A 14,539-nucleotide genomic window follows, 5' to 3' on the forward strand; every position below is an offset into this window, starting at 1 on the left:
GTCGAATCAACAATGGTGCTAAGGTTGCGGTCCGGGGACATTCGGAGAGAGGGCGCGGGCGCGCGACATGATTCGCATTTCGACGATCTTCATCGCCATCTGCATGGTGCTCCTCGCAGCCTCGCTGGGCTTCGTGCTGTATTCGGTGGCGGGCATCAGCGGATCGGAATCGGCGATCGTGGCGCTCACCGCCCTCACCTGCCTGATCCTCTACAACGCCGTCTCGATGCGGTTGCGCGACCGCAGCGATGTCGGCGGCCAGATCGCGGATCTGTCGCGCGGCACCGCCGACCTCGCCCGCCAGGTCGCCGAATTCGGCCGCCGGCTGGCCGCGGTCGAAGGCCGCGTCGCTTCGGCCAACTCCACCGGCGCCGACCGGATCCAGGGCATGGCCGGCGAGATCAGCGAGCTTGGCGGACTGGTGAAGCAGCTTGCGGCGTCCGTCGCCCATCATGAGGATCTGCTGGCGGCAGGTCCCGTGGCGCAGCCGGTTGCATCATTGCGCGACGATCTGCTGCAGCCGGTCCCGCCGGCACCGACCGTCGTGTTTGCGCCCCCGCCGCCACCTGCACCTCCGTCAGCGATCTCACGCAGCCAGACCCAACTCATCGGCGCGATCAGGCACGCCCTCGATGAGAACCGCCTCGACATCTACCTGCAGCCGATGGTGACGCTGCCGCAGCGCAAGGTGCGCTACTACGAGGCGGTGACGCGACTGCGCGACGAGCGCGACCAGGTCCTTGCCGCCGACGATTTCATCGAGGCCGCCGAGGCCGGCGGCCTGATCGGCCGTATCGACCACATGGTGATGCTTCGCTGCGTCCAGGTGCTGCGACGCCTGATGATCCGCAGCAAGGATGTCGGCGTGTTCTGCAACGTGGCGTCGGCGACGTTGTCCAACCCGGCGGATTTCACCCAATGCCTCGATTTCCTCGAGGCCAACCGCGCGCTGGCGCCGTCCTTCGTGCTCGAGTTCAAGCAGGCGACCTTCCGCAATCTCGGCCCGGTCGAAAGCGAGAACCTCGCAGCGCTGGCGCAGCGCGGCTACCGCTTCTCGATCGACCATGTCAGCGACCTCCGCCTCGAGCCGCGCGAGCTCGCCGATCGCGGCGTCCGCTTCATCAAGGTGCCGGCCGCGCTGCTGCTCGACGCCAGGCAGAGCGCGACCACCGATATCCATCCCTCCGATCTGTCCGACCTGCTCGGCCGCTACGGGATCGACCTGATCGCCGAACGGATCGAGGGCGAGCGCTCGGTGGTCGATTTGCTCGACTTCGATGTCCGGTTCGGCCAGGGCTTCCTGTTCGCCCCGCCGCGGCCGTTGCGGCCGGAAGGGGCATCTGCTACCGCCGAGACTGCACAGACCAAGCCCCAGGACCTCAATGGCGCCAGCACTTCCGCACCCGTCTCCAGCCCCGCAGCGCCACCGCGCACCACCGGCAGCGCTGCGCTGGCGCGCCGCGCGCTCGGTCCGAACTAACCAACGGTTCGCCTCATGACGCTGCGTTTTGTGGAGCGGCTGCGCGATCTCGTCGACGGCGTCGACGTCGTGCTGTCGGACATCTGGGGCGTCGTGCACAACGGCCTCGAATCCTTTCCCGAGGCCTGCGCGGCGCTGCACACCTTCCGCCAGCAGGGCGGCACCGTCATCCTGATCACCAACGCGCCGCGGCCGGCCGATTCCGTGCAGCGGCAGTTGCGCAAGCTCGGCGTCGCCGACGAGACCTATGACGCGATCGTCTCCTCGGGCGACCTGACGCGTCATTTTGTTTCTGATCATCCCGGCCAGAAGATCTTCTGGATCGGCCCGGAGCGCGACAGTTCGATCCATCGCGGCCTCGACGCCACCATGGTGCCGCTGGAGCAGGCCGACTACATCATCTGCACCGGCCTGTTCGACGACGAGACCGAGTCCGCCGAAGACTATCGCGACACCCTGCTGAAGGCACTCGAGCGCAAGCTCACGCTGATCTGCGCCAATCCCGACATCGTGGTCGAACGCGGCGACCGGCTGATCTATTGCGCCGGCGCGGTCGCCGAACTCTATCGCGAACTCGGCGGCGAGGTGATCTTCTACGGCAAGCCGCACCGGCCGATCTATGAACGCGCCATGGCGCTGGCCACTGAGCGCCGCGGGCGTCCGACCGAACTCAGCCGCGTGCTCGCGATCGGCGATTCCGTGCGCACCGACCTCACCGGCGCCCATGGCTTCGGCATCGATCTGCTGTTCGTCACCCGCGGCATCCATTCCGATCAGTTCGAGGGCATCGAGCAGCTCGATCAGGCCTCGGTGAAGGAATTGTTCGGCCATCCGCCGCGCGCGCTGATGCGCGACCTGAAGTGGTAGCGGCGCTTCACAGCCAAAATATCGAAAACAACCCCATGCAAAGTAGCCGCCGGCGGCTGACGGTCGACCCGGCGACTTGACACGTCGGGCAACTCAGGGACATTCTTCCAATATTCCGAAATCGTGCAGGCACACCCTCCCGGCAGGACTATCGCATTGGCATTTGACGCAAATGCCCGGGACATCTAGCGCGAAGACGCGCTTCGCGCTTCTGCCCGGGCATGACGAGATATTCAGTTGGTGCGATGAACGGTGCTTACGCCGTCGCCATGTCCGGGAAAACCGCCTCGATCTTGGTCTTCAGCGTGGCGGCGTTGAACGGCTTGACGATGTAATTGTTCACGCCGGCCTTCTTGGCCGCGATCACGTTCTCGGTCTTGGATTCCGCCGTGATCATGATGAAGGGCGTGGTCGCGAGGTTGGGATCGGCGCGGACTTCCTTGAGCAGGTCGTAGCCGGTCATCGGCTCCATGTTCCAGTCGGAAATCACCAGGCCATACTTCTTGCCGCGCATCTTGTTCAGCGCCGCCGAGCCGTCGGAGGCATCGTCGATATTCTCGAATCCAAGCTGCTTGAGAAGATTCCGGATGATGCGGATCATGGTGCTGTAGTCATCAACCACCAGAACCGGCATGGACAAATCAACCGCCATCTTTTCCCCCAAAACAACTGACGCAACTGGCTTCTGCGCAAACGCAGCTTTCCGCCAACGACTAACAGCAGGCGTTAAACAGCGCGTTAACCGGCTGAATCCGGATTGTTACGGATTTGACGCGATTTTCGCTACGCTTGACTTCCACGCCGCCGCCGCGTCACGGTCCGGCCCGCAACAATCATGCTTAAGAATCCTTGAAGAATCCCTGAAATGAGCACCGGCTTTACCGTTATCCGCGACAACACCCCCGCCAGCGCCATTCCGAAGGGCGCCGTGGTCGCGATGGGAAATTTCGATGGCGTCCATCTCGGTCACCGCGCCGTGATCGGCGCGGCGCTCGCGATGGGCAAGGCACATGGCGTGCCCGCGCTGGCCGTCACCTTCGAGCCGCATCCGCGCTCCTTCTTCAGCCCGAACACCCCGCAATTCCGCCTCACGGACGAGACCAACAAGCTGCGGCTGCTCGCGGCCACGGGGCTTGCCGGCGCGGTCGTCATGACCTTCGACAAGGCGCGCGCCGGCACCACGGCACAGGACTTCATTCATCATGACCTGATTGACCGGCTCGGCATCAGCGGGATCGCGGTCGGCTACGACTTCCATTTCGGCAAGGGCCGGGTCGGCTCGCCGAGCCTGCTGGTCAGCGAAGCGCCGCGGCTCGGCATCGAGGTCGATGTGCAGGCCCATGTCGATATCGAGGAGCGTCCGGTTTCCTCCAGCGCCATCCGCATGGCGCTCGCCGAGGGCCAGGTCACTGACGCCACCACGATGCTGGGCGGACCGTGGTTCGTCACCGGCAAGGTGATCCACGGCGAGAAGCGCGGCCGCGACCTCGGCTACCCCACCGCCAACATCCGCCTCGACAAGCATTGCGGCCTGAAGCACGGCATCTATGCGGTGCGGGTCGGCAAGGGCTCGCAACGTTTCGACGGGGTCGCAAGCTTCGGGCGGCGTCCGACCTTCGACAACGGCGCGCCGCTGCTCGAAGTGTTCCTGTTCGACTTCAAGGGCGATCTCTACGACACGGTCCTTGATGTCGCATTCATCGGTTTCATTCGCGAAGAGCTGAAATTCGACACCATCGAGGCGTTGATCCGCCAGATGGACGACGACAGCGCCAAGGCGCGCGCGGTGCTGGCCGCGGCACCCGATGCGTTCCCGCAGCTCGGAGCGATTGGTTGAACAGGACTGAGAAGCAGAAGATGCTGGCGGGCGAACTGTATCGCCCCGATGCCGAGCTCGCCGCCGACCATACCGCGGCGGAACATTGGATGACGCGCTACAACGCGTCAGGCGCCTCTTCCGCAAGCGAGCTGCACGCGCTGCTCGCCGAGCGCTTCCGCAGGGTCGGCAAGGATGCCGTGATCCGCCCGCCGTTCTTCTGCGACTACGGCAGCAATATCAGCCTCGGCGACGGCGTGTTCCTGAACTTCAATTGCGTCATCCTCGACGTGGTCGAGGTCGCGATCGGCGATCGCACCCAGATCGGGCCCGCGGTGCAGATCTATACCGCCGACCACCCGCGCGACGCCGCGACCCGGCGCGCCGGGCTGGAATTCGGCCGCCCGATCCGGATCGGTAGCGACGTCTGGATCGGCGGGGGTGCCATCATCCTGCCCGGCGTCACGATCGGCGACGGCGCCCTGGTCGGGGCCGGCAGCGTGGTCACCCGGGACGTCGCCCCGGGCGCCATCGTGGCCGGAAATCCGGCCCGGCCGCGGCAGGCCTAGAACACCCCGGCGGTCCGGATTTGCCGGCGGCGGGGGGCTTTGCGATTTCCCTGCCCGGCTGCTATGGAAACCCCATGTTTTCGCGGCGCATCATACGGATTAGCGGCCCGGCTTCCGCCTGAGCCTGAAGGCTCGGCGCAAGACCGGGACTTTCGCCGTTTCACCCGCGATTGATCGCGTATCCGCGCCCTCACCTGCCAAATCAGAGCCTTCATGTCCGACAAGCCGCAAAAGACCGACGCCAACGACTATTCCAAGACCCTTTACCTGCCGCAGACGGAATTCCCGATGCGCGCCGGCCTGCCCCAGCGCGAGCCGGAAATCCTGAAATACTGGAACGACATCGGCCTCTACACCAAGCTCCGTCAGGAAGCCGAGGGCCGCGCCAAATTCGTGCTGCATGACGGCCCGCCCTACGCCAACGGCAACATCCATATCGGGCACGCGCTGAACAAGATCCTCAAGGACGTCGTGACCAAGAGCCAACAAATGCTCGGCTTCGACTCCAACTACGTGCCGGGCTGGGATTGCCACGGCCTGCCGATCGAATGGAAGATCGAGGAGGAGAACTACCGCTCCAAGGGCAAGCAGAAGCCCGACTTCCGCGACTCCGCCGCGATGGTCGCATTCCGCAAGGAATGCCGCGCCTATGCGACGCACTGGATCAACGTGCAGCGCGAGGAGTTCAAGCGGCTCGGCATCATCGGCGACTGGGACCATCCCTATCAGACCATGAGCTATCCGGCGGAAGCTGCGATCGCCCGCGAGCTGATGAAGTTCGCCGCCAACGGCACGCTCTATCGCGGCTCCAAACCCGTGATGTGGAGCGTGGTCGAGAAGACCGCGCTCGCGGAAGCCGAGGTCGAATACGAGGACTACACCTCCGACATGGTGTGGGTGAAATTCCCGGTCACCTCGCCGGCGCATGGCGCGCTGGCCAATGCCTCGGTCGTGATCTGGACCACCACACCGTGGACGCTGCCCGGCAACCGCGCGATCTCGTTCTCGCCGAAAATCGCCTACGGTCTCTACAAGGTCACGGATGCGCCGGCCGACAATTGGGCCAGGAACGGCGATCTCCTGATCCTGGCCGATGCGCTCGCCGCCGAGGTGTTCAAGCAGGCGCGCGTCACGGCCTATGAGAAGGTCCGCGATATCCCCGGCGACACGCTCGACGCCGTGGAATGCGCCCATCCGCTGCGCGGGTTCGGTGGCGGCTACGAGTTCACCGTGCCGCTGCTCGCCGGCGAGCATGTCACCGACGACACCGGCACCGGCTTCGTCCACACCGCGCCGAGCCACGGCCGCGAGGACTTCGACGTCTGGACCGCCAACACCCGCGAGCTCGACGCGCGCGGCATCCCGACTGCGATCCCCTACACGGTCGACGAGAACGGCGCCTACACCGCACAGGCGCCGGGCTTCACCGGAAAGCGCGTGATCAACGACAAGGGCGAAAAGGGCGACGCCAACGAGGCCGTGATCAAGGCGCTGATCGAGGCCGGCAAGCTGCTGGCGCGCGGCCGCCTCAAGCACCAATATCCGCATTCCTGGCGCTCCAAGAAGCCGGTGATCTTCCGCAACACGCCGCAATGGTTCATCGCGATGGACAAGGACATCGCGGAGAACGGCCATGCGAAGAAGGGCGACACGCTGCGCGCCCGCGCCCTGCACGCGATCTCGGTCACGCAATGGGTACCGCCGGCCGGCGAGAACCGCATCAACGGCATGATCGCCAACCGTCCGGACTGGGTGATCTCGCGGCAGCGCGCCTGGGGCGTGCCGATCGCCGTGTTCGTGCGCGAGAACAGCGACGGCTCGGCCGAGATCCTGCAGGACGAGGTCGTCAACCAGCGCATCGCCGAGGCGTTCATGGAAGAAGGCGCCGACGCCTGGTACATGGACGGCGCCCGCGAGCGCTTCCTCGGGGCCCGCGCGTCGGAGAACTGGAAGAAGGTCGACGACATCTGCGACGTCTGGTTCGATTCCGGTTCGACGCACGCCTTCGTGCTGGAAGACCGCCAGAACTTCCCGCAGCTCGGCAACATCGTTCGCAAGATCGATGGTGGCGACGACACCGTGATGTATCTGGAAGGCTCGGACCAGCATCGCGGCTGGTTCCACTCCTCGCTGCTGGAAAGCGCCGGCACGCGCGGGCGCGCGCCGTACGACATCGTGCTCACCCACGGCTTCACGCTCGATGAGAACGGCCGCAAGATGTCGAAGTCGCTCGGCAACACGGTCGAGCCGCAGAAGGTGATCAAGGATTCCGGCGCGGACATCCTGCGGCTGTGGGTTTGCGCCACCGACTATGCCGATGACCAGCGCATCGGCCCGGAGATCCTGAAGAACACCATCGAGACATATCGCAAGCTGCGCAACTCGATCCGCTGGATGCTCGGCACGCTGCATCACTTCAAGCCGAGCGAGAAGGTCGGCTTTGCCGAGATGCCCGAGCTCGAGCGGCTGATGCTGCACGAACTGGCCGGGCACGCCGAGACCATCCGCAAGGCCTATGCGGAGTTCGACTACAAGACCGTGGTTGCAAGCCTCGCGGCCTTCATGAACTCCGAGCTGTCGGCGTTCTATTTCGATATCCGCAAGGACACACTGTATTGCGATCCGCCGTCGTCGGTGGCGCGCAAGGCGGCGCTGACCACGATCGACCTGTTGTGCGACGCGATCCTGAAATGGCTGGCGCCGATCCTGAGCTTCACCACCGACGAAGCCTGGCGGATGTACCGACCGAACGCGGAGCCCTCGGTGCACCTCACGCTGTTCCCCGAAGGCCTCGAGCAGTTCCGCGACGACGCCCTCGCCGCAAAGTGGGAGACGACCCGCAACGTCCGCCGCGTCGTCACCGGCGCGCTCGAGCTCGAACGCGCCGCCAAGCGGATCGGCTCGTCGCTCGAGGCATCGCCGGTGATCTACGTCGCCGACCGGCAGATGTTGGCAACGCTGTTCGACATCGACCTCGCCGAAGTCTGCATCACCTCGAACTACGAGGTGCGCGAGGGCGAGGCGCCGGCCAATGCCTTCCGCCTCGATGCCGTGCCCGGCGTTGCCGTCGTGGTCGAGAAGGCGGTCGGCACCAAATGCGCGCGCTCGTGGAAAATCCTCCCGACAGTCGGCGAGGATCGCGAATATCCCGACGTTTCGCCGCGCGACGCGCAAGCGCTGCGCGAATGGAAGGCGCTGGGGGTCAGCATCTCCTGACTGTCCGTTGTCCCGGCCTAGTGCGCAATTGCGCACGGGGGCCGGGACCCATAACCACCGCTGTCTCGAATGGACGAAGGTTGATGACCCCAAGTCATTCAAACAATACCCGGCACGGCGTATGGGTCCCGGCCTTCGCCGGGACGACGCCTTTGGCGGCAAGCCGATGACCCCTGCTGTCCGCACCGGCGTGATCGCGGCAGTCATCACCCTGATCGCCGACCAGGCCTCCAAGCTCTGGCTGCTGTACGTCTTCGGCATTGCCCACCGCGGCGCGGTGCAGGTGACGCCGTTCTTCGACCTGGTGCTTGCCTGGAATCCCGGGATCAGTTTCGGCTGGTTTCAGAGCGAGACCCCGGCGGCCCAGATTCTGCTGATGGTGGTCAAGGCCGCCGCCGTGATCGCCCTGGCGATCTGGATGGCGCGGTCGCGGACCCGGCTGGCGACGCTGTCGCTGGGGCTGATCATCGGCGGCGCGATCGGGAACGGCATCGACCGCTTCGCCTACGGCGCCGTGGTCGATTTCGCCCTGTTTCATGTCGAGATCGGGGGAAAAACCTTCAATTGGTACGTATTCAACCTCGCCGATGTGGCGATCGTTGCTGGCGTGGCGGCCCTATTGTATGATTCCGTGATGGGGACCCCCGCCGTAAAAGCGCCCTGATCCCGGCCGATACGAGCCGGTCGGCGGCCGACTTGCACCCAGCGGAACTGAGCGCTAAGCCAGTGATCGCTCGGGCGAATTTTGAGATGGGAATAGCGCGATGCGCAACACCAAAGCCCGCGGTTACCTGATCGAGACCTCCCGGATGCCGCTGATGCGCGGCCTCCGCCTGGCGTTCGTTGCGGCCGGAATCGGCCTCGTCATGACGGCCGGCCCGGTGCGCGCCGGCGACGATGACGACGATGGCGATGACGGCCTGACCTTCGAAGAGCGGATCGTCGACAATCTGATGACCGGGCTCGGCGCCAAGAGCGCGGCCAGCAAGGGCATCGACTACCGCGAGCGCTCGCCGCTGGTGGTGCCGCCGAAGCTCGACCTGCCACCGCCCGCTTCGGCCGCCCAGGTCAATGCGCCGAACTGGCCGAAGGACCCCGATATCGCCAGGCGCAAGGCCGCGATCGCGGCGCGCAAGAAGGAAGTCAAGAAGGAGTCCTGGGAGTCGGCGATGCCGCTGACGCAGGCCGAGATCGAGGCCGGCCGGAAGCAGCAGACGGCCACCGACGGCCGGAAAGAGCCGCTCGAGCCTGGCGTGAGCACGAATCCGGCGCTGTCGCCGAGCCAGCTCGGTTACAATGGTGGCCTGCTCGGCATATTCAAGGGAAACAGCAGCGAGTCCAAGCCGTTCAAGGGTGAGCCGACGCGCGAATCCCTGACCGAGCCGCCGCCCGGCTACCAGACGCCATCATCGGGCTTTGCCTATGGCACTGGACCGATGCAGCCGGTGGCGAAAGAGGGCCAGTACGACGTCATGTCCGGAAAACCGGTGCAGTGATCGATTGGCCCGATCACTTGGCCTCTGCGGGCGAAGGCTGACATGAGCAAAGCTTAATGCGGGGTGACGCGTGTCTCTCCGCTTCGTGACGACGGGCACGGATGCGACCGTGTACGATGGCTTGCTTTCGCGCCCCGGCTGTGTGTCCGGGCTTCAACAAGGATCATGATGCCCTCACGCCGATCGATTGCCCTGTTTGCTGCCGCATTTGTTTCCACGATCCCGCTGTCGGGCGCCAGCCTCCGCGCCCAGACCACCGTCACCTCGGAACGCCCCGCCAGCTTCACGCTCGATAACGGCCTGCAGGTCGTGGTGATCCCCGATCGCCGCACGCCGGTCGTCACGCAGATGATCTGGTACAAGGTGGGCTCCGCCGACGAGACGCCCGGCAAATCGGGGCTGGCGCATTTCCTCGAGCATCTGATGTTCAAGGGCACCGCCAAGCATCCGGAGGGCGAGTTCTCGAAGACCGTGCTGCGGGTCGGCGGCAACGAGAACGCCTTCACCTCGGTTGACTATACCGGCTACTTCCAGCGCGTGCCGCGCGAGCAGCTCGCCTCCATGATGGAGTTCGAGGCCGACCGCATGACCGGCCTGATCCTGAAGGACGAGAATGTGCTGCCCGAGCGCGACGTCGTGCTCGAAGAGTACAACATGCGCGTTGCCAACAACCCGGACGCCCGGCTCACCGAGCAGATCATGGCCGCGCTCTATCTCAACCATCCCTACGGCCGGCCGGTGATCGGCTGGCACCAGGAGATCGAGAAGCTTGACCGCGAGGATGCGCTCGCCTTCTACCGGCGCTTCTACGCGCCGAACAACGCGATCCTGGTCATCGCCGGCGACGTCGACGTCAAGGATATCCGACCGCTGGTCGAGAAGAATTTCGGCCCGATCGCGGCGCAGAAGGCGATCCCCGAGAAACGCGTCCGGCCGCAGGAGCCGACGCCGGCCGCACCGCGCACCGTGACGCTGTCCGATCCGCGTGTCGAACAGCCGGGCCTTCGCCGCTATTATTTGGTGCCCTCGGCGACCACAGCCGCATCGGGCGAAAGCCAGGCGCTCGATGTGCTCGCGCAGTTGATGGGCGGCGGCGCCAACTCCTACCTCTATCGCTCGCTGGTGATCGACAAGGGCCTCGCGATCTCGGCCGGCGCCGGCTACCAGGGCACTTCGCTCGATCCGTCGCAATTCTCGATCTCGGTGACGCCCAAGGCGGGCGTCGAGTTCGCCCAGATCGAGGACGCGATCGACAAGGTGATCGCCGACCTCGCGCAGAACCCGGCCCGCGCCGAGGACCTCGAACGGGTCAAGACCCAGCTCATCGCGGAAGCGATCTACGCCCAGGACAATCAGGCGACGCTGGCTCGTTGGTATGGCGGAGCGCTGACCACCGGGCTCAGCATCGACGACATCAGGAGCTGGCCGGATCGCATTCGCGCCGTGACCGCCGAGCAGGTGCGTGCCGCGGCCGCCACCTGGCTCGACAAGAAGCGGTCGGTGACCGGCTATCTGATCAAGGATACTGCGCCGAAACGCGAGGAGAAGCGCTCGTGATCTATTCCCTGACCCGCCGTGCAGCGCTGATCGGTGGCGCCTGCGCCGCGCTGCTTTCGCTGTCATCGGCGCCCTCGCAGGCCGCGGCCAAGATCCAGCGGCTGGTGTCACCCGGCGGCATCGAGGCGTGGTTCGTGCAGGATGCGACCGTGCCGCTGATCGCGATGGAATATTCCTTCAGCGGCGGCGCCAGCCAGGATCCGCCCGGCAAGCCCGGCGTCGGCAATCTGGTCGCCGACCTACTCGACGAGGGCTCCGGCGATCTCGATTCCAAGACCTATCACGAGCGGCTCGAGCGCCGCGCCATCGAGCTCAGCTTCCAGTCGAACCGCGATCAATTCCGCGGCTCGCTGCGCATGCTCAAGGACAACAAGGACGAAGCCTACGACCTGTTGCGGATGGCACTGACCTCGGCGCGGTTCGAGCCGAAGGACGTCGAACGCATCCGCGCTCAGGTGATCTCGAACCTGCGCCGCGAATCGACCAATCCGTCGTCGCTGGCCGGCCGCAAGTTCCTCGAGCTCGCATTCGGCGATCATCCCTATGCCAGGACCGCCACCGGCACGCTCGAGAGCGTACCGACCATCGAGATATCGGACCTGAAGGACTATGTCCGCCGCATCATCGCCAAGGATACGCTGCGCATCGCCGTGGTCGGCGACGTCGACCCTGAGACGCTCGGCAAGCTCCTGGACAAGACCTTCGGCGGCCTGCCCGCGAAGGCCGAATTGGCGCCGATTCCCGACGTCGCGGCGACCAAGCCGCCACAGCGCGCCTTTGTCCCGCTCGACGTGCCGCAGACCGTCGTCACTTTCGGCGGCCCCGGCATCAACAGGCACGACCCGGATTTCATGCCGGCCTATGTGGTGAACCACATTCTCGGCGGCGGCGGGTCGTCGTCGCGGCTCTACAAGGAAGTGCGCGAGAAGCGCGGGCTGGCCTATTCGATCTATGAAGCGCTGGTCTGGATGGATCACTCCGCGCTGTTCATCGGCAACACCGGCACCCGCGCCGATCGCGCCGGCGAGACCGTCGATGCGATCGACGCCGAAGTCCGCCGCATCGCCGAGGAAGGCCCGACGCAGAAGGAACTCGACGAGGCGAAGTCCTATCTGAAGGGCTCGCAGATGCTGGCACTCGATACCTCCTCCAAGCTCGCGCAGGCGATGCTGCAGTACCAGCTCGACAAGCTGCCGATCGATTACATCGAGAAGCGCAACGCCATCGTCGATGCGGTGACGCTCGACGACGCCAAGCGGGTCGCCAAAAAGCTCTGGGGCAACGGCCTGCTCACCGTGATCGTCGGCCGCTCCCCGCAAGCCGCGGCGCAGCCGGTGTCGGCGCCGCCGAAGGCGAACTGACGCGCTTCGGCACGTACCGACTTCACACCTCCGTTGTGGCCACCCCTCTCCCCAACCCTCCCCCGCAAGGGGGGGAGGGTTGGGGAGAGGGGTGGCCCCGCACTCCGGTAGCAGACGTCACGAACGCTGCATCAACCTAGGCCAAGCACAGCCAAACCCGCTATCCTGCGGCCGCCGATTCTTGCCCACCGGGTGATGTCATGCTGCGGGTGTCCCGCGACCTTACGATCGACGAGAACGACATTGAGATCGTGTTTGTCCGCGCCTCCGGACCGGGCGGACAGAATGTCAACAAGGTCTCGACCGCAGCGCAGCTCCGCTTCGACACGCACAAGATCACGCTGCCGCCGGACGCGGCGCAGCGGCTGGCGCGCCTCGCCGGCAGCCGCATGACCAAGGACGGCGTGATCGTGATCCAGGCCTTCCGCTTTCGCACCCAGGACCGCAATCGCGCCGACGCGATCGAGCGGCTGCTCGAGATGCTGAAGGAAGCGATGGTGCGGCCGACACCGCGGCGGCCGACCAGGCCGACGCTCGGCTCCAAGCAGCGCCGGCTCGAAGGCAAGAAGCACCGCAGCGACATCAAGGCCGGCCGCGGCACCCGCCGTTTCGATGATTGAAGAGCACCGGACGCAGCGCACGCGCGGCGCTGCATCCGGTATCCGATCATTGCGGGATCAATATTTTTTGGTCCCCGGCGCCATCTCGGAACCGCTGGACTTCGGCGTGGCGTGGCCGCTGCCGACCGTTCCCTTGCTGCCCGCCTTGGCGTTGGCCCCGCTCTTCTGCGTCGGAGCAGTCGGTTGCGCTGCCATCTCCTCATCGCCGCTGCCGGACATGCCGCCGCCTTGCTGCATGGTACCCCTGCCCTGTGCACCGCCGCGAAGCTGGGTATCCGATGCAGCCCCTTGCGCCAGAACGGGGCCGGCCATCGCGGCTGAGACGGCAAGGGCGAGCACGCTGGTTTTCACAAACGTCATCCATTTCTCCTGGACTTTAATTGACGATGGACGGAGCGGCGCAGGACGTGCGCCGTTTGCAGCGCCGACCCTGAACCCCATCGCGCGAGACTGAATTTTCCGCAAACGGCGCACGCGCAATGCAAGCTGCGTCGTGTGGTGATCGTGCAGGGATTTCGCGGTCATTTTGCGGATTTGTCGTTCGCATATGCGGCAACGATCGGTTCCGCGCCAGATCACCGCCCATCTTTGTTCTGCGGTGAAACAGCCCGCTACTACCAATGGCCGATTTCAGCCTCCTACAGTCACCGCACAGAGGCGGTGATGTATATGACAAAGCTGCGGGCCAAGTGGACGTTGGCGCTGGGATTTTGCAGCGCGATGTTTGCAGTGCAAATGGCCGGCGCGCAAATGCCATTGCCTGCCGCCAAGCCGCCCGACGGGGCGACGCTGTTCAAGCAGCAATGCGCGACCTGCCATACCACCAACACATCGGATCCCGTCCGGCAGGGACCGTCGCTCTTCAAGATCGTCGGCCGCCATGCTGGCCAGGCCGACGGCTTCAAATATTCCGCGGGCTTTACCAAGGCTGATTTCGTCTGGGACGACGCCAGACTCGATGCCTGGCTGGCCAATCCGCAGGAGGTGATCCCTGGCGCCGTGATGGCCTATCGGCAGGCCAAGCCGGAAACTCGCGCCATGATCATCGCCTATCTGAAGGAGCTGAACTGAATGGCGAAACCCGTGCACTCGATGATCCGCGTGTTCGACGAGGCCAAGGCGCTCGACTTCTACAAGCGCGCGTTCGGCCTCGAGATCGCGGACAATCTGCGATTTCCCGATTTCGCGCTGATCTATCTGCGCCATCCCTCCTCGCCGTTCGAGGTCGAGCTCACGGTCAATTTCGACCGCAAGGAGCCCTATGCGCTCGGCGACGGCTACGGCCATCTCGCCGTCGTGGTCGATAACGTCGACACCGAGCACGCACGCTTCGAAAAGGAGAAACTGTCGCCCGGGCCGCTGCGCGACTTCAAGCATGACGGCAAGACGCTGGCGCGCTTCTTCTTCGTCTCCGATCCCGACGGCTACAAGATCGAGGTGATCCAGCGCGGCGGGCGGTTCGGTTAGAGCATGATCCGGAAAAGTGGGTACCGGTTTTCCGGCAAGATCATGCCCAGACAAAATGGTTCAATTACAAAAAATGTTGACGGAGGAAAC

Annotated in this window: 14 protein-coding genes; 12 read left to right on the plus strand and 2 right to left on the minus strand. The window is 65.1% G+C overall.

The genetic code is table 11. From position 1 onward, the window contains the following. The first annotated feature begins 67 nt into the window (after nucleotides 1-67). Both V5279_RS36800 and V5279_RS36805 read left to right on the plus strand, forming a co-directional pair. A complete protein-coding gene (locus V5279_RS36800; RefSeq protein WP_338691843.1) occupies nucleotides 68-1,480 on the plus strand; it encodes an EAL domain-containing protein in 1,413 nt (470 codons plus the stop codon). Nucleotides 1,481-1,495: 15 nt separating this feature from the next. After that, nucleotides 1,496-2,347 carry a TIGR01459 family HAD-type hydrolase gene (locus V5279_RS36805; protein ID WP_029081934.1) on the plus strand — a complete coding sequence of 284 codons (852 nt, stop codon included), beginning with the start codon at nucleotides 1,496-1,498 and terminating at the stop codon, nucleotides 2,345-2,347. Nucleotides 2,348-2,603: 256 nt separating this feature from the next. On the opposite strand, the gene V5279_RS36810 is transcribed toward V5279_RS36805, so the two are convergent. Further along, nucleotides 2,604-2,999, minus strand: a complete 396-nt coding sequence (locus V5279_RS36810) for a response regulator (protein WP_016844467.1) — start codon at nucleotides 2,997-2,999, stop codon at nucleotides 2,604-2,606. Between the two features lie 213 nt (nucleotides 3,000-3,212). On the opposite strand from V5279_RS36810, the gene V5279_RS36815 reads away from it, so the two are divergent. From V5279_RS36815 to arfB, 8 genes are all read left to right on the plus strand, one after another. After that, nucleotides 3,213-4,184 (plus strand): bifunctional riboflavin kinase/FAD synthetase, encoded by a 972-nt coding sequence (locus V5279_RS36815; RefSeq protein ID WP_166303552.1) that lies wholly within the window; start codon nucleotides 3,213-3,215, stop codon nucleotides 4,182-4,184. Then, on the plus strand, nucleotides 4,181-4,732 hold the full coding sequence (locus V5279_RS36820; RefSeq protein WP_338691844.1) for a sugar O-acetyltransferase: 552 nt from the start codon (nucleotides 4,181-4,183) through the stop codon (nucleotides 4,730-4,732). Before V5279_RS36815 ends, V5279_RS36820 begins: the two co-directional genes overlap by 4 nt. 213 nt (nucleotides 4,733-4,945) lie before the next feature. After that, entirely contained in the window at nucleotides 4,946-7,948 is a 3,003-nt protein-coding gene (gene ileS / locus V5279_RS36825; protein ID WP_338691845.1) for an isoleucine--tRNA ligase, read from the plus strand. 166 nt (nucleotides 7,949-8,114) lie between these two features. After that, entirely contained in the window at nucleotides 8,115-8,612 is a 498-nt protein-coding gene (lspA, locus tag V5279_RS36830; RefSeq protein ID WP_338701603.1) for a signal peptidase II, read from the plus strand. 100 nt (nucleotides 8,613-8,712) lie between these two features. Further along, complete coding sequence (locus V5279_RS36835) at nucleotides 8,713-9,444, plus strand: hypothetical protein (protein WP_166303543.1); 732 nt, start codon at nucleotides 8,713-8,715, stop codon at nucleotides 9,442-9,444. A 165-nt stretch (nucleotides 9,445-9,609) separates the two neighbouring features. Further along, the gene (locus V5279_RS36840) at nucleotides 9,610-11,001 is read left to right on the plus strand and encodes a pitrilysin family protein (RefSeq protein ID WP_338691846.1); all 1,392 of its coding nucleotides are present in this window, start codon (nucleotides 9,610-9,612) and stop codon (nucleotides 10,999-11,001) included. Then, a complete protein-coding gene (locus tag V5279_RS36845) occupies nucleotides 10,998-12,362 on the plus strand; it encodes a M16 family metallopeptidase (RefSeq protein ID WP_166303537.1) in 1,365 nt (454 codons plus the stop codon). Before V5279_RS36840 ends, V5279_RS36845 begins: the two co-directional genes overlap by 4 nt. Nucleotides 12,363-12,562: 200 nt before the next feature. Then, complete coding sequence (arfB, locus tag V5279_RS36850) at nucleotides 12,563-12,982, plus strand: alternative ribosome rescue aminoacyl-tRNA hydrolase ArfB (protein WP_029081926.1); 420 nt, start codon at nucleotides 12,563-12,565, stop codon at nucleotides 12,980-12,982. A 57-nt stretch (nucleotides 12,983-13,039) separates the two neighbouring features. Here the strand turns inward: arfB and V5279_RS36855 are convergent, their stop codons facing one another. After that, entirely contained in the window at nucleotides 13,040-13,342 is a 303-nt protein-coding gene (locus tag V5279_RS36855; protein WP_166308201.1) for a hypothetical protein, read from the minus strand. A gap of 390 nt (nucleotides 13,343-13,732) precedes the next feature. Here V5279_RS36855 and V5279_RS36860 point away from each other — a divergent pair, with 390 nt between their 5' ends. Further along, nucleotides 13,733-14,053, plus strand: a complete 321-nt coding sequence (locus V5279_RS36860) for a c-type cytochrome (protein ID WP_029081924.1) — start codon at nucleotides 13,733-13,735, stop codon at nucleotides 14,051-14,053. Continuing rightward, nucleotides 14,054-14,449: a VOC family protein gene (locus tag V5279_RS36865; RefSeq protein ID WP_338691848.1), complete on the plus strand. Its 396-nt coding sequence runs from the start codon at nucleotides 14,054-14,056 to the stop codon at nucleotides 14,447-14,449. Nucleotides 14,450-14,539 lie beyond the last annotated feature (90 nt).

The organism is Bradyrhizobium sp. 26S5 (genome assembly GCF_036923295.1).
GTDB lineage: Bacteria > Pseudomonadota > Alphaproteobacteria > Rhizobiales > Xanthobacteraceae > Bradyrhizobium > Bradyrhizobium septentrionale.